Origin of the sequence: Streptococcus mitis (genome assembly GCF_009496205.1) — a bacterium.
GTDB lineage: Bacteria > Bacillota > Bacilli > Lactobacillales > Streptococcaceae > Streptococcus > Streptococcus mitis_BN.
In genome coordinates this window covers 1-15,958 of the sequence record NZ_WIJO01000015.1, presented here as the reverse complement: position 1 = coordinate 15,958, position 15,958 = coordinate 1, and the positions used below count along the sequence as shown (strand labels likewise).

11 protein-coding genes are annotated in these 15,958 nt (G+C 40.6%); 10 read left to right on the top strand and 1 reads right to left on the bottom strand.

Features of this window, described 5'->3' with window-relative positions; translation table 11 throughout:
• Positions 1-90 precede the first annotated feature (90 nt).
• The 9 genes from ligA to GEZ85_RS03850 all read left to right on the top strand — a co-directional run bounded on the left by ligA (position 91) and on the right by GEZ85_RS03850 (position 13,827).
• Positions 91-2,049: an NAD-dependent DNA ligase LigA gene (gene ligA, locus GEZ85_RS03890; protein WP_153209608.1), complete on the top strand. Its 1,959-nt coding sequence runs from the start codon at positions 91-93 to the stop codon at positions 2,047-2,049.
• A 153-nt stretch (positions 2,050-2,202) separates the two neighbouring features.
• Positions 2,203-4,488 (top strand): type I pullulanase, encoded by a 2,286-nt coding sequence (gene pulA / locus GEZ85_RS03885; RefSeq protein ID WP_045611745.1) that lies wholly within the window; start codon positions 2,203-2,205, stop codon positions 4,486-4,488.
• A gap of 195 nt (positions 4,489-4,683) precedes the next feature.
• Positions 4,684-6,108: an NADP-dependent glyceraldehyde-3-phosphate dehydrogenase gene (locus GEZ85_RS03880; RefSeq protein ID WP_153209607.1), complete on the top strand. Its 1,425-nt coding sequence runs from the start codon at positions 4,684-4,686 to the stop codon at positions 6,106-6,108.
• A gap of 272 nt (positions 6,109-6,380) precedes the next feature.
• On the top strand, positions 6,381-8,309 hold the full coding sequence (gene glgB / locus GEZ85_RS03875) for a 1,4-alpha-glucan branching protein GlgB (protein ID WP_153209606.1): 1,929 nt from the start codon (positions 6,381-6,383) through the stop codon (positions 8,307-8,309).
• Positions 8,299-9,441: a glucose-1-phosphate adenylyltransferase gene (locus GEZ85_RS03870; RefSeq protein WP_049491443.1), complete on the top strand. Its 1,143-nt coding sequence runs from the start codon at positions 8,299-8,301 to the stop codon at positions 9,439-9,441. The genes glgB and GEZ85_RS03870 overlap by 11 nt, the downstream gene beginning before the upstream one ends.
• Complete coding sequence (glgD, locus tag GEZ85_RS03865) at positions 9,431-10,570, top strand: glucose-1-phosphate adenylyltransferase subunit GlgD (RefSeq protein WP_049491441.1); 1,140 nt, start codon at positions 9,431-9,433, stop codon at positions 10,568-10,570. The genes GEZ85_RS03870 and glgD overlap by 11 nt, the downstream gene beginning before the upstream one ends.
• On the top strand, positions 10,567-12,000 hold the full coding sequence (glgA, locus tag GEZ85_RS03860; RefSeq protein ID WP_049544250.1) for a glycogen synthase GlgA: 1,434 nt from the start codon (positions 10,567-10,569) through the stop codon (positions 11,998-12,000). The genes glgD and glgA overlap by 4 nt, the downstream gene beginning before the upstream one ends.
• Before the next feature lie 58 nt (positions 12,001-12,058).
• The gene (gene serB, locus GEZ85_RS03855) at positions 12,059-12,703 is read left to right on the top strand and encodes a phosphoserine phosphatase SerB (protein WP_153209605.1); all 645 of its coding nucleotides are present in this window, start codon (positions 12,059-12,061) and stop codon (positions 12,701-12,703) included.
• An 8-nt stretch (positions 12,704-12,711) separates the two neighbouring features.
• Positions 12,712-13,827 carry a glycerate kinase gene (locus tag GEZ85_RS03850; protein WP_153209604.1) on the top strand — a complete coding sequence of 372 codons (1,116 nt, stop codon included), beginning with the start codon at positions 12,712-12,714 and terminating at the stop codon, positions 13,825-13,827.
• On the opposite strand, the gene GEZ85_RS03845 is transcribed toward GEZ85_RS03850, so the two are convergent.
• On the bottom strand, positions 13,824-14,270 hold the full coding sequence (locus GEZ85_RS03845; RefSeq protein ID WP_153209603.1) for a DUF1694 domain-containing protein: 447 nt from the start codon (positions 14,268-14,270) through the stop codon (positions 13,824-13,826). The genes GEZ85_RS03850 and GEZ85_RS03845 overlap by 4 nt on opposite strands.
• Positions 14,271-14,433: 163 nt before the next feature.
• Here GEZ85_RS03845 and eno point away from each other — a divergent pair, with 163 nt between their 5' ends.
• Positions 14,434-15,738 carry a surface-displayed alpha-enolase gene (gene eno, locus GEZ85_RS03840; RefSeq protein ID WP_000022813.1) on the top strand — a complete coding sequence of 435 codons (1,305 nt, stop codon included), beginning with the start codon at positions 14,434-14,436 and terminating at the stop codon, positions 15,736-15,738.
• Positions 15,739-15,958: the final 220 nt, after the last annotated feature.

Sequence of the window (15,958 nt, the reverse complement as noted above, 5' to 3'; positions counted from 1 at the left end):
TTGCTTGGACTTCAAAAATAATTCCAATCTAAGTGTTTTTTTCGCCCTTCTCGTTTGTGAGAAGGGCTTAATTTATGGTAAAATAGTTTTATGAATAAAAGAATGAATGAGTTGGTCGCCTTGCTCAATCGCTATGCGACTGAGTACTATACCAGCGATAATCCCTCGGTTTCAGACAGTGAGTATGATCGCCTTTACCGAGAGTTGGTCGAGTTAGAAACTGCCTATCCAGATCAAGTGCTAGCAGACAGTCCTACCCATCGTGTTGGTGGCAAGGTTTTAGATGGTTTTGAAAAATACAGTCATCAGTATCCTCTTTATAGTTTGCAGGATGCTTTTTCACGTGAGGAGCTTGAAGCTTTTGATGCGCGTGTTCGTAAGGAAGTGGCTCATCCGACCTATATTTGTGAGCTGAAAATCGATGGTTTGTCTATCTCGCTGACTTATGAAAAGGGGATTTTAGTTGTTGGTGCAACACGTGGAGACGGTTCTGTTGGGGAGAATATAACAGAAAATCTTAAGCGTGTTAAGGACATTCCTTTGACCTTGCCAGAAGAACTAGATATCACAGTTCGTGGGGAATGTTACATGCCACGCGCTTCTTTTGACCAGGTTAACCAAGCTCGCCAAGAAAATGGAGAGCCTGAATTTGCCAATCCTCGTAATGCGGCAGCAGGCACCCTGCGACAGTTGGATACAGCAGTAGTTGCCAAGCGCAATCTTGCGACTTTCCTCTATCAAGAAGCCAGCCCTTCAACTCGTGATAGTCAAGAAAAGGTTTTGAAGCACCTTGAACAACTAGGTTTTGTGGTCAATCCAAAGCGAATCTTGGCTGAAAATATAGATGAAATCTGGGATTTTATTCAAAAAGTAGGACAGGAACGGGAAAACCTGCCTTATGATATCGATGGAGTGGTAATCAAGGTAAACGACCTAGCAAGTCAAGAAGAACTTGGTTTTACCGTTAAGGCTCCAAAGTGGGCAGTGGCCTACAAGTTCCCAGCTGAAGAAAAAGAAGCTCAACTCTTATCAGTTGATTGGACAGTTGGCCGTACGGGTGTTGTAACCCCAACAGCCAATCTAACACCAGTACAACTAGCTGGTACAACTGTTAGCCGTGCGACCCTACACAATGTGGATTATATTGCTGAAAAAGATATCCGCAAAGACGACACGGTTATCGTCTATAAGGCTGGGGACATCATTCCTGCTGTTTTACGTGTAGTAGAGTCCAAACGGGTTTCTGAAGAAAAACTAGATATCCCTACAAACTGCCCAAGTTGTAACTCTGACTTGTTGCACTTTGAAGATGAAGTGGCTCTCCGTTGTATCAATCCGCGTTGCCCTGCTCAAATCATGGAAGGCTTGATTCACTTTGCTTCTCGTGATGCTATGAATATTACAGGCCTTGGTCCTTCTATTGTTGAGAAACTCTTTGCTGCCAATTTAGTAAAGGATGTGGCGGATATTTACCGTTTGAAAGAAGAAGATTTCCTCCTTTTAGAGGGGGTTAAGGAAAAGTCTGCTGCTAAACTGTATCAGGCCATCCAAGCATCTAAGGAAAATTCTGCTGAAAAGCTCTTGTTTGGTTTGGGCATTCGTCATGTCGGAAGCAAGGCCAGTCAGCTGTTACTTCAACATTTCCACTCGATTGAAAATCTGGCTCAGGCAGATTCAGATGAAGTGGCTAGTATTGAAAGTCTGGGTAGTGTGATTGCCAAGAGTCTTCAGACATATTTTGCGACAGAAGGCTCTGAAATTCTCCTCAAAGAATTGAAAGAAGCTGGGGTCAATCTGGACTATAAAGGACAGACGGTAGTGGCAGATGCGGCCTTGTCAGGTTTGACCGTTGTATTGACTGGAAAATTGGAACGGCTCAAGCGCTCAGAAGCTAAAAATAAACTCGAAAGTTTGGGTGCTAAAGTGACTGGCAGTGTTTCTAAAAAGACCGACCTCGTCGTGGCAGGTGCAGATGCTGGAAGTAAACTTCAAAAAGCACAAGAACTTGGTATTGAAGTTCGAGATGAAGCTTGGCTCGAAAGTTTGTAAAGAATAGTAGAAGGCTAGATGTTAGATAGTCTGAAACTGTCTATCCTGAAGTGTTTTGACATGAATTGAGTCTATCTTGAGTCAGAAATTAAATTGCTGAATCTATCAGCACCACATAAAAAATTAAATTAAAATTAGAAATTAGGAAAAGAAATGTTAAATTACCCTGTAGTCATCCATTTTCATCGAAAAAACGGGGATTATGCAGCCTGTTCATTTAGTAGAAAACAGGCGGACAATGTTGAAAAATTGTATTATGAAAATAACTTTTTTGGAGCAAAGTTCTCCTTCACAGTTACAAGTCAAGAAAAGTTAGAAAACCTGAAGTTTTCTGTCGAGATTGATGGGACAGTTAAGGAATATTCCGTGCGTTATAACTACTATCCGCTTCTGACAGAAGTTTGGATTTTAGAGGGCGACGAGACTGTTTATTATTCTGAAAACCCAGCCATTGCTAGTCCTTACTACAAAGATCAAAATCCATTTGCTTTTGATAGAGCAATACATAGCGCTAGTTTTGATCACCACTGGGGCTACCAAGGAGAACTAGGTTACAGTCTTTCAGATTATCAGACTAGCTTTAAACTTTGGGCTCCTACGGCTACTGCTGTACAGGTGGTTGTCTACGAAAATACCAGCAACGACGCTCCGATTTGGAAAACCTTTAATCTAGAGCGTGGTAATAGCTATTCATACAGTCATAAGTACAATACCATTGGTGTTTGGAGTCTAGACTTAGATGAAAATCTTGCTGGCAAGGCTTATCAGTATCAGATTGACTTTCCTCACCACCAGACTGTGACGAGAGATCCTTACACGATTGCCACAAGTCCTGACGGCAAACGTTCCGTAATTCTTTCTCATCAAGACAGACAAGTAGAAGGATTTGTGGTCAAACATGGAACAGAAGCGCCTTGGCGTTTGGAAAATCCATGTAAAGCAGTTATCTGTGAAATGCATATCCGAGATTTAACCAAATCTCCGACCTCTGGAGTTGCAGAGCATCTCCGTGGAACCTTCCTTGGTGCTGCCCAGACTGGAACTGTAAACCAATTCGGACAAGCAACCGCCTTTGACTATATCAAAGAACTTGGCTGCAACTATGTTCAACTCCAGCCTATCTTTGATCGCCATAAGGAATACGATGAGGATGGAAATGTAACCTATAACTGGGGTTATGACCCTCAAAACTACAATGCACCAGAACCAAGTTTTTCTAGTAATCCAGATGATCCAGGGCAGGTCATTCGTGATTTGAAGACCATGGTTCAAGCCTATCACGATGCGGGGATTGGTGTCATTATGGACGTGGTTTATAATCACACCTTTTCAACGGTTGATGCACCTTTCCAAACAACTGTCCCTGATTACTACTATCGTATGAATCCAGACGGTACCTTCCAGAATGGAACAGGTGTTGGAAATGAAACAGCCAGTGAACACGAAATGTTCCGCAAGTACATGATTGATTCTCTTCTATACTGGGTACAGGAATACAATATTGACGGCTTCCGTTTTGACTTGATGGGTATTCATAATGTCAAAACCATGCAAGCGATTCGTTGGGCGCTAGATGAGGTTGATCCCCGTATTATCACTTATGGAGAAGGCTGGGATATGGGAACAGGTCTTGCACCTTATGATAAGGCCAAGAAGGATAATGCCTACCAAATGCCAAATATCGGATTCTTCAATGATAATCAGCGTGATGCGGTCAAAGGAGGAGAAGTTTATGGTGCAATCAAGTCAGGATTTGTAAGTGGTGCAGCCACTGAACCAATCATTGCCAAGGCCATTCTTGGTAGCCGAGAATTGGGTTCTTATCTCAGTCCAAACCAGGTTCTCAACTATGTTGAAGCCCATGACAATTACAATCTTCATGATTTGTTGGCGACTCTTCATCCTGATCAAAGTTCAGACCAGATTATGCGCAAGGTTGAGACGGCGACAGTAATGAACCTTCTCATGCAAGGAATGTCCTTTATGGAAATTGGCCAAGAATTTGGTCGAACCAAATTAATTCCGACGGGTGAACATGGACAACTCACTTCGGCAGACCGAGAACGTGCTATGAATAGTTACAAGGCTCCTGACAGTGTTAACCAAATAAACTGGGATTTAATCAATGAAAGACAAGAAAGCATTGACTTTGTCCGTCAAATTATTCGACTGAAAACACAGACTAGCGCCTTTTCTTATCCTACATACGAAGAAGTTTACCGTCATGTCTTTGTTCACACAGCTGCAGAAAATAGCGGATGGATTGTTTACGAGATTCACGGGGGGCCAGAACATCTATTGGTAGTATTCAATGCCAAGGGAACTTCCTTATACTTTGAAAATGCAGGAAATCTAGAAATGCTTGTGACCAATAGTCGTTCGAAACAAGAAAATGTCATTGATGATACTAGTGTCGCAGTGCTAAAAGTACTCTCTTAAATGCATAAACTAAAAAGGGTTAGATTGTCTAATCCTTTTTATCATTTATAAGTTTTCAATGAAGATTAGAATCAAGTTTCAAATAGTTTGAAAAGTCAAGCTTGTGAAAATAATCTCAAAAATATTGTAAAAAGGGTTGTAATTTTCTGAAAATTTGGTAAAATATATCTTAATCATTTTCAGGAGGACGAGAATTTGACAAGATATCAGAATTTAGTAAATGGAAAATGGAAATCATCTGAAAAAGAAATTACGATTTATTCACCAATCAATCAAGAAGAATTAGGGACAGTACCCGCTATGAGCCAAGCAGAAGTAGATGAGGCTATGCAAGCTGCGCGTGCAGCCCTGCCAGCATGGCGAGCTTTATCAGCAGTTGAACGTGCGGCTTATTTGCATAAAACAGCAGCTATTTTAGAACGTGATAAGGAAGAAATTGGTACTATCCTTGCCAAAGAAGTAGCAAAAGGGATTAAAGCAGCCATTGGAGAAGTAGTGCGTACAGCAGACTTGATTCGTTATGCTGCTGAGGAAGGTCTCCGTATCACTGGACAAGCGATGGAAGGTGGTGGTTTTGAGGCAGCAAGTAAAAATAAACTGGCTGTTGTCCGTCGTGAGCCGGTTGGAGTCGTGCTAGCTATTGCTCCCTTTAACTATCCAGTCAACCTTTCTGGATCTAAGATTGCTCCGGCCTTGATTGCAGGGAATGTGGTTATGTTTAAGCCACCAACACAAGGTTCTATTTCTGGTCTCTTGTTGGCTAAAGCCTTTGAGGAAGCAGGGATTCCAGCAGGTGTTTTCAATACCATTACGGGACGTGGTTCAGAAATTGGGGATTATATCATTGAGCACAAAGAAGTCAACTTCATCAACTTTACAGGTTCAACTCCTATCGGAGAACGTATTGGTCGTTTAGCTGGTATGCGTCCTATCATGTTGGAACTTGGCGGAAAAGATGCGGCTCTTGTACTAGAAGATGCAGATTTGGAACATGCTACCAAGCAAATTGTTGCGGGAGCCTTTAGCTACTCAGGGCAACGTTGCACGGCCATTAAACGGGTCATTGTTCTTGAAAGTGTAGCAGATACATTAGTTACTTTGCTTCAAGCAGAGGTTGCTAAATTAACAGTTGGTGATCCATTTGACAATGCTGATATTACACCTGTTATTGACAATGCTTCAGCCGACTTCATCTGGGGCTTGATTGAGGATGCACAAGAAAAAGGGGCTCAGGCTCTTACACCAATCAAACGTGAGGGCAATCTTCTCTGGCCAGTGCTTTTTGACCAAGTTACAAAAGATATGAAAGTAGCATGGGAAGAGCCATTTGGCCCTGTTTTACCAATTATTCGTGTGGCTAATGTAGAAGAAGCAATTGCCTTTGCCAACGAATCTGAATTCGGCCTTCAATCCTCAGTCTTTACAAATGATTTCAAAAAGGCCTTTGAAATTGCTGAAAAACTTGAAGTGGGTACAGTTCATATTAATAATAAAACCCAACGTGGTCCAGATAATTTCCCATTCCTTGGTGTCAAAGGTTCTGGAGCTGGAGTGCAAGGAATTAAATATAGCATTGAAGCGATGACAAATGTCAAATCCATTGTTTTTGATGTGAAATAAAAGATAAAATCAGGAAATTCATTTCCTGATTTCTTTTTTCACTTAAAAACAACACTTTTGTTAGTAAAATAACGAACTTTATGATAGTATTATAAAAAACAATTCGTTTTCAAAGCGTTTCTGAAAATTTCTTGATTTACAAGTGAACACATCAGTGAATTTGTTGAAGACTTTCAAAAGATTTTTTTGCAAATTCCGTAATTTACTTGAATCTTCCCTAAAAAGGTAGTATAATAAATCTATAGAAAACGCTTACAGAAATAGGAGGGTGTATGGATAAGAATAATGCTTTAAAAACCTTTATGACAGGTGAAAATTTTCACCTCCAGCACTATCTGGGAGCTCATAGGGAAGAAAAAAATGGAGAGTATGGCTATACTTTTCGTGTGTGGGCGCCTAATGCTCAGGCTGTTCACTTGGTAGGGGATTTCACCAATTGGGTTGAAAATCAAATTCTGATGGAACGGAATGAATTTGGAGTCTGGGAAGTCTTTACCAGTCTTGCTCAAGAAGGCCAAATTTATAAGTACCATATCACACGTGCAAATGGTCATCAGCTGATGAAGATTGACCCTTTGGCTGTACGATATGAGGCACGACCTGGTACTGGGGCTATTTTAACAGATATTCCAGAAAAGAAATGGAAGGATGGCCTCTGGCTAGCCCGTAGAAAACGCTTGAGCTTTGAAGAGCGTCCTGTCAATATTTATGAGGCTCATGCTGGCTCTTGGAAGAGAAATCCGGATGGCAGCCCCTATAGTTTTGCTCAATTGAAAGATGAACTCATTCCTTACTTGGTTGAGATGAATTATACTCACATTGAGTTTATGCCCCTGATGTCTCACCCACTAGGTTTGAGTTGGGGCTATCAGCTTATGGGTTACTTTGCTCTAGAGCATGCCTATGGTCGTCCTGAAGAGTTTCAAGATTTTGTTGAGGAATGTCACTTAAACAATATAGGTGTTATTGTAGACTGGGTACCTGGTCACTTTACTATCAATGATGATGCCTTGGCCTATTATGATGGAACACCGACTTTTGAATACCAAGACCATAATAAGGCTCATAACTACGGTTGGGGAGCACTCAATTTTGACCTTGGAAAGAATGAAGTCCAGTCTTTCTTGATTTCTAGTATTAAGTTTTGGATTGATTTTTATCATTTAGATGGTATTCGCGTGGATGCGGTTAGCAACATGCTCTATCTTGACTACGATGATGCTCCATGGACACCTAATAAAGATGGTGGCAATCTCAACTATGAAGGTTATTATTTCCTTCAACGCTTGAATGATGTGATTAAACTAGTTCATCCTGATGTGATGATGATAGCGGAGGAAAGTTCATCAGCTACTCAGATTACTGACACTAAGGATTCAGATGGTCTTGGCTTCGACTACAAATGGAATATGGGTTGGATGAATGACATCCTCCGTTTCTATGAAGAAGATCCGATTTATCGTAAATACGACTTTAACTTGGTGACTTTCAGCTTTATGTATGTCTTCAAAGAGAATTATCTCCTACCATTCTCACACGATGAAGTGGTTCATGGCAAGAAGAGTATGATGCACAAGATGTGGGGAGATCGCTATAATCAATTCGCAGGCTTGCGTAATCTCTACACTTACCAAATTTGTCACCCAGGTAAAAAATTGCTCTTCATGGGTAGTGAATATGGGCAATTCCTAGAATGGAAATCTGAAGAACAGTTGGAATGGTCAAACTTAGAAGATCCAATGAATGCTAAGATGAAGTATTTCACTTCTCAGCTAAACCAGTTTTACAAAGATCACCGCTGTCTGTGGGAAATTGATACTAGCTATGATGGTATTGAAATCATCGATGCGGATAATCGAGACCAGAGTGTTCTTTCCTTCATCCGTAAGGGTAAGAAGGACGATATGTTAGTCTGTATCTTTAATATGGCACCTGTTGAACGAAAAGATTTTACAATTGGACTTCCTGTTGCAGGGATTTACGAAGAAGTCTGGAATACTGAGTTAGAAGAGTGGGGAGGCGTTTGGAAAGAACATAATCAAACTGTGCAAACGCAAGAAGGACTATGGAAAGATTATGAGCAGACCTTGACCTTTACCCTACCGGCTATGGGAGCAAGTGTTTGGAAAATCAAACGTCGCTTAAAACCTACTAAAACCGTCACAAGTAAAAACCAAAAAGGAGTAGAAAATGAAGAATGAAATGTTAGCTTTGATTCTTGCTGGTGGGCAAGGAACTCGTCTCGGTAAACTCACTCAAAGCATTGCAAAACCAGCTGTGCAATTTGGTGGGCGCTACCGTATCATTGACTTTGCTCTTTCAAACTGTGCCAACTCAGGCATCAACAATGTTGGAGTCATTACACAGTACCAACCACTTGCTCTCAACAACCATATCGGGAATGGTTCAAGCTGGGGACTAGATGGTATCAATTCTGGTGTCTCTATTCTTCAACCTTATTCTGCAAGTGAAGGAAATCGTTGGTTCGAAGGGACTAGTCACGCTATTTACCAAAATATCGATTATATCGACAGTGTCAATCCTGAGTATGTTTTGATTCTATCTGGGGACCACATCTATAAAATGGACTATGATGATATGCTCCAGTCACACAAGGATAACAATGCTAGTTTGACAGTAGCAGTTCTTGATGTTCCTCTTAAGGAAGCTAGCCGTTTTGGTATTATGAACACAGATGCCAATAACCGCATTGTTGAATTTGAAGAAAAACCAGCTCAACCTAAATCTACAAAAGCTTCTATGGGAATTTACATTTTTGATTGGCAACGTCTGCGCAATATGCTTGTTACTGCTGAAAAGAGCAATGTCGATATGTCAGACTTCGGTAAGAATGTCATTCCAAATTACCTTGAGTCAGGTGAAAGTGTCTATGCATATGAGTTTAATGGCTACTGGAAAGATGTTGGTACTATTGAGTCACTTTGGGAAGCTAACATGGAATATATTTCACCAGAAAATGCCTTGGATAGCCGTAACCGTCAATGGAAGATTTACTCAAGAAACTTAATTTCACCACCAAACTTCCTTGGGGCAAATGCTCATGTGGAAGATTCCTTGGTTGTCGATGGCTGTTTCGTAGATGGAACTGTTAAACATTCTATCCTCTCAACAGGTGCGCAAGTTCGCGAAGGGGCAGAAGTAGTAGATTCAGTTATCATGAGTGGTGCAATTGTCGGTCAGGGAGCTAAAATCAAACGTGCCATTATTGGTGAAGGTGCAGTTATTTCTGATGGTGTCGAAATTGATGGAACAGAAGAAGTACAAGTTGTAGGATATGATGAAGTAGTGGGGGTAGCAACAGATGAAGATTGATAAATATTCTGCCATTTTAGGAAACACAGTTGGTTTTCATGATATGTCAACACTGACAGACCACCGTCCAGTAGCTAGTTTGCCATTTGGTGGTAAATATCGCTTGATTGACTTCCCGCTTTCAAGTCTTGCTAATGCTGGTGTCCGTAGTATTTTTGGTATTTTCCAACAAGACAATATCAGCTCAGTCTTTGACCATATCCGTTCAGGACGTGAGTGGGGCTTGTCAACTCTTCTTAGCCACTATTATCTAGGTATTTACAATACTCGTGTGGAAAGTAGTACAGTTGGAAAAGAATACTACCAACAACTTCTTACTTACTTGAAACGTTCTGGCTCAAACCAAACAGTTTCACTCAACTGTGATGTTTTGATTAATATTGATTTGAACCAAGTTTTCCATCTACATAGTACAACAAAAGGGCCTATCACTGTAGTTTATAAAAAACTAGCTAAGAAAGACATTTCAGAAGTAAACGCAATCTTGGAAGTGGATGAAACAGACCATGTTCGTTCTCATAAACTCTTTGATAGTAAATCATCAGATGAAGTTTACAATATGTCGACAGATATCTTTGTCGTTGATACCCCTTGGTTGATTGAACGCTTAGAAGAAGAGGCTAAGAAAGAACATCCAGAGAAGTTGCGCTATGTTTTACGGGATTTGGCTGCAAAAGAAGGGGCTTTTGCCTACGAGTACACAGGCTACCTAGCCAACATTCATTCTGTAGAGTCTTATTATAAAGCGAATATCGATATGCTTGAATCGCAAAAGTTCTATTCTCTCTTCTCACCAAACCAAAAGATTTATACAAAGGTCAAAAACGAAGAGCCAACTTACTATGCCAATACATCTAAGGTAAGTACTTCTCAGTTTGCTTCTGGTAGTATTGTTGAAGGTCAAGTGGCTAATTCTGTTTTATCACGTAATATTCATGTCCATAAGGATAGCTTGGTTAAAGATAGCATCTTATTCCCTCGTGTTGTTATTGGAGAAGGTGCTCAGGTAGAATACGCTATATTGGACAAGGGTGTTGAAGTTGCGGATGGAGTAGTGATCCGTGGAACTGCAGAACATCCAGTCGTCGTTAAGAAAGGTGCTAAAGTAACAGAGGATATTCATTCATGAAAATTTTATTTGTAGCAGCTGAGGGTGCACCCTTTTCAAAAACAGGTGGTTTGGGAGACGTCATTGGCGCTCTTCCTAAATCACTGGTAAAAGCGGGACATGAAGTTGCAGTAATTTTACCCTACTATGACATGGTAGAGGCTAAATTTGGAAATCAGATTGAAGATGTGCTTCATTTTGAGGTTAGTGTTGGTTGGCGCAGACAGTACTGTGGGATTAAGAAAACAGTCTTAAATGGTGTGACCTTCTACTTCATTGACAACCAATATTATTTCTTCCGAGGTCATGTTTACGGTGATTTTGATGACGGAGAACGCTTTGCTTTTTTCCAACTGGCTGCCATTGAGGCTATGGAAAGGATTGACTTTATTCCTGATCTTCTCCATGTTCATGACTACCATACAGCTATGATTCCTTTCTTGTTGAAGGAAAAATACCGTTGGATTCAAGCCTATGAGGGCATTAAAACTGTTTTAACCATTCATAATTTGGAATTCCAAGGACAATTTTCAGAAGGAATGTTATGGGATTTGTTTGGAGTTGGCTTTGAGCGTTATGCTGATGGTACCCTTCGCTGGAATAACTGTCTGAACTGGATGAAGGCTGGTATTCTCTATGCGGATCGTGTTTCAACCGTTTCGCCTAGCTATGCTCATGAAATTATGACTAGTCAGTTTGGATGTAACTTGGATCAGATTCTTCGAATGGAGTCTGGTAAGGTCTCTGGTATCGTAAATGGGATTGATGCTGACCTTTATAATCCTCAGACGGATGCCCTTTTAGACTATCATTTTAATCAGGAAGATTTGTCTGGGAAGGCCCAGAATAAGGCAAAATTGCAAGAAAGAGTTGGCTTACCCGTTAGGACTGATGTTCTACTGGTGGGAATTGTTTCTCGTTTGACACGTCAAAAAGGTTTTGATGTGGTGGTGGAAAGTTTGCACCATATCTTGCAAAATGATATTCAGATTGTTCTTTTGGGAACTGGAGATCCAGCCTTTGAAGGAGCTTTCTCATGGTTTGCTCAAATCTACCCAGACAAGCTATCAGCAAATATCACTTTTGATGTCAAACTAGCTCAAGAAATCTACGCTGCTTGTGACCTCTTCCTTATGCCAAGTCGTTTTGAACCATGTGGTTTGTCTCAAATGATGGCTATGCGTTACGGAACCTTGCCATTGGTCCATGAAGTTGGTGGGTTGCGAGATACCGTTAAAGCCTTTAATCCAATTGAAGGAAGCGGTACTGGCTTTAGCTTTGACAATCTATCTCCTTACTGGTTGAATTGGACTTTCCAAACAGCTTTGGACTTGTATAGAAACCATCCTGATGTTTGGAGAAGTCTACAAAAACAAGCTATGGAGTGTGATTTCTCATGGGATACAGCCTGCAAGTCATACCTTGACTTGTACCATAGTTTAGTTAATTAATAGATAAAATCGTATGATGATTTCATACGATTTTTGGGCTATTTAGAGAGGAGGAGTGATGTCTCAAGTAAAAGGTTTGTGTGTTATGGATGTTGATGGAACCTTAATCCTAGAAGAAATGATTGATCTTTTGGGTAGAGAGGCAGGTCGTGAGGAGGAAATTTCGCAGATTACAAGTCGGGCAATGCGAGGAGAGTTGAACTTTGAAAGCAGTTTACGAGACAGAGTGTCCTTCTTGGAAGGCCTTCCTATTTCGGTCTTTGATAAAGTCTTCAAGTCTATTCATCTATCGCCAAATGCACAGAAATTTATTTCCATTCTCCAAAAGAATGGAATCCTAGTAGGTCTGGTGTCCGGTGGTTTTACTCCAATAGTTGAGAGATTAGCAAAATCTCTTGGAGTTGCCTATTTCTCTGCCAACCAACTTGAAGTCAAAGATGGTCTTTTAGCAGGAAAATTAGTTGGACAAATTATCAATCCCGAGATCAAAAAAGAGACTCTGGAAAAATGGAGAGAGGAACTAAAACTTCCTCAAGAAAGAACTGTTGCAATCGGTGACGGGGCTAATGACTTATTAATGTTGAAGTCAGCAGGACTGGGAATTGCTTTTTGTGCCAAAGAAGTACTGAAACAAGAAATACCAAACCATGTTGACAAGAGGGATTTTTTAGAAGTTCTTCCCTTGATTGACTGTTTAGAATGAGGTGAAATATGAAGATTGTAATTGCACCAGATTCATTTAAGGAAAGCTTGACAGCTCAACAGGTAGCTGAAGCAATAAAAAGAGGCTTCCAACAATCGATAGCAGATGTAGAATGTCTCCTCTGCCCTGTTGGTGATGGGGGAGAAGGTACAGTAGATTCCATTCGACATTCTCTTGACCTTGAAGAAAAATGGATCAAAGTTACAGGACCTTTTGGACAAAAAGAAGCCATGCGCTATTTTCAAAAAGAACCACTAGCCCTATTTGAAGTTGCCGACTTGGTTGGCCTTGGAAAAATTCCGCTAGAGCAACGAAATCCACTTCAAATCCAAACTTGTGGCATTGGAGAGTTGATTCGCCACCTCATTAGTCAAGAGATTAAAGAAATCTATATTGGCGTTGGTGGCACGGCCAGCAATGATGGAGGACTGGGGATCGCTGCTGGTTTAGGCTATCGATTTTATGATAGGGATGGAAATGTCTTGCCTGCATGCGGTCAATCCTTATTAAACTTAGCTTCTGTTTCAATAGAAAATCGCTACGAAATTCCTGAAGGTGTGCAAATTCGTATTTTAGCAGATGTCGTGAGTCCCTTATGTGGTCCTCAAGGTGCGACCTACATTTTTGGCAAACAAAAAGGCGTACTTCCTACTATGTTTGAGGCCGTAGATCAAGCGATCCAAGATTTTTATGAAAAAGTCTCCCCTGCAACATTAGAAATTAAAGGAGCAGGAGCTGGTGGAGGCCTTGCTGGAGGTTTGTGTTCCTTTGCTCAGGCAAGTATCGTATCTGGAATTGACACCTGCCTAGACTTGATTGACTTTGATAAGAAAGTTGCAGATGCTGACTTGGTTGTTGTAGGAGAAGGAAGGCTAGATCGTCAAAGCTTAGCAGGTAAAGCGCCTATTGGTGTTGCAAAAAGAACCCCTGTCGGAGTTCCTGTTATTGCTATTTGTGGTAGTCTTGCTGAAGATTTACCTCCCTTACCATTTGAAAATATCCAAGCTGCCTTTTCTATTTTGGAGAAAAGTGAACCTCTAGAAGATAGTTTGAAAAATGCCAGTCTCTATTTGGAGCACACGGCTGCCAATATAGGGAATTTATTAAATATGCGCAAGATTTAGCCAAACCATTTCTTCCATAAGGATGTTTTGGATGGTTCTTCCTTTTTAACTTCCCAAAGTTTTGCAAAAGCAAGTCGAAGATTCTTTTCTTCTACTTGAACTGGTGCATTGCTATGGATAATCAGGCCAAAAGGAGAAGAAGTATGCTCTTCAGATACAATGGTAGCTTGACTATCAGTTTCTTTAGCTTCTTTTAAGTAGAAAACTTGCTTGTCAAATTCGATATTTGGAGAAATCTTTACAAATAGTGGCTCTGCTTTTTCCTGAAGGTTTTCTAAAATAGATAAAAAGCCTTTTTCTAGCTGAGGGCTATTTGCTGTATCAATATCTGCATATCCAAGAACTCTTTCCTCAAAGGTACCAAGATAGCGTCTTTGCTCATCCGGATTTAATTTTGCTCCACCATGAGCTTTTTCAAGTAATTGTTTTGATAAATCTGTCATGAAAACAGTATATCATAAAAGTTAGAATAAAACAGACGAAAGAAAGCGATTACTTTATAAAGTTAAGGAAAATTTGCACAAAGATAACGTTTTTTCTTGAAAAAGGAGGGGTTTTAAGGTATTATAGAGGTGTAAAAAATTTAACTCATAAGGAGAGTAAAAAATGTCAATTATTACTGATGTTTACGCTCGCGAAGTCCTAGACTCACGCGGTAACCCAACACTTGAAGTAGAAGTTTACACTGAATCAGGTGCTTTCGGACGTGGTATGGTTCCATCAGGAGCTTCTACTGGTGAACACGAAGCAGTTGAACTTCGCGACGGTGACAAATCTCGTTACGGTGGTCTTGGTACACAAAAAGCTGTTGACAACGTAAACAACATCATTGCTGAAGCTATCATTGGCTACGATGTACGTGATCAACAAGCTATCGACCGTGCTATGATCGCTCTTGACGGTACTCCTAACAAAGGTAAATTGGGTGCAAACGCAATCCTTGGTGTGTCTATCGCTGTAGCTCGTGCTGCTGCTGATTACCTTGAAATCCCACTTTACAGCTACCTTGGTGGATTCAACACTAAAGTTCTTCCAACTCCAATGATGAACATCATCAACGGTGGTTCTCACTCTGACGCTCCAATCGCTTTCCAAGAGTTCATGATCTTGCCAGTTGGTGCGCCAACATTTAAAGAAGCTCTTCGTTACGGTGCTGAAATCTTCCATGCTCTTAAGAAAATCCTTAAATCACGTGGTTTGGAAACTGCCGTAGGTGACGAAGGTGGATTCGCTCCTCGTTTCGAAGGAACTGAAGACGGTGTTGAAACTATCCTTGCTGCGATCGAAGCTGCTGGATATGTTCCAGGTAAAGACGTATTTATCGGATTTGACTGTGCTTCATCAGAATTCTACGATAAAGAACGTAAAGTTTACGACTACACTAAATTTGAAGGTGAAGGTGCTGCTGTTCGTACATCTGCAGAACAAATCGACTACCTTGAAGAATTGGTTAACAAATACCCAATCATCACTATCGAAGATGGTATGGATGAAAACGACTGGGATGGTTGGAAAGCTCTTACTGAACGTCTTGGTAAGAAAGTACAACTTGTTGGTGACGACTTCTTCGTAACAAACACTGACTATCTTGCACGTGGTATCCAAGAAGGTGCTGCTAACTCAATCCTTATCAAAGTTAACCAAATCGGTACTCTTACTGAAACTTTTGAAGCTATCGAAATGGCTAAAGAAGCTGGTTACACTGCCGTTGTATCACACCGTTCAGGTGAAACTGAAGATTCAACAATCGCTGACATCGCAGTTGCAACTAACGCAGGACAAATCAAAACTGGTTCACTTTCACGTACAGACCGTATCGCTAAATACAACCAATTACTTCGTATCGAAGACCAACTTGGTGAAGTAGCTGAATACCGTGGATTGAAATCATTCTACAACCTTAAAAAATGAACCTGAGACAAAATAGTTCTCAGCCACAAAAAAGCTAGAGATTTCCAATTGCGGAACTCTAGCTTTTTAATTTTGAGTCGTTCTCTTATTGTATGGCTCTTTGTCAACTGTAGTGGGTTGAAGAAAAGCTAAGCTCGAGAAAGGACAAATTTCGTCCTTTCTTTTTTGATGTTTAGAGCGATAAAAATCCTTTTTTTGAAGTTTTCAAAGTTTCGAAATC

Excerpts from the sequence above, each read along its gene's own strand:
- ligA (WP_153209608.1), top strand. The coding sequence starts at position 91 with ATGAATAAAAGAATGAATGAGTTGGTCGCCTTGCTCAATCGCTATGCG.
- pulA (WP_045611745.1), top strand. The coding sequence starts at position 2,203 with ATGTTAAATTACCCTGTAGTCATCCATTTTCATCGAAAAAACGGGGAT.
- glgB (WP_153209606.1), top strand. The coding sequence starts at position 6,381 with ATGGATAAGAATAATGCTTTAAAAACCTTTATGACAGGTGAAAATTTT.
- GEZ85_RS03870 (WP_049491443.1), top strand. The coding sequence starts at position 8,299 with ATGAAGAATGAAATGTTAGCTTTGATTCTTGCTGGTGGGCAAGGAACT.
- glgD (WP_049491441.1), top strand. The coding sequence starts at position 9,431 with ATGAAGATTGATAAATATTCTGCCATTTTAGGAAACACAGTTGGTTTT.
- glgA (WP_049544250.1), top strand. The coding sequence starts at position 10,567 with ATGAAAATTTTATTTGTAGCAGCTGAGGGTGCACCCTTTTCAAAAACA.
- serB (WP_153209605.1), top strand. The coding sequence starts at position 12,059 with ATGTCTCAAGTAAAAGGTTTGTGTGTTATGGATGTTGATGGAACCTTA.
- GEZ85_RS03850 (WP_153209604.1), top strand. The coding sequence starts at position 12,712 with ATGAAGATTGTAATTGCACCAGATTCATTTAAGGAAAGCTTGACAGCT.
- GEZ85_RS03845 (WP_153209603.1), bottom strand. The coding sequence starts at position 14,270 with ATGACAGATTTATCAAAACAATTACTTGAAAAAGCTCATGGTGGAGCA.
- eno (WP_000022813.1), top strand. The coding sequence starts at position 14,434 with ATGTCAATTATTACTGATGTTTACGCTCGCGAAGTCCTAGACTCACGC.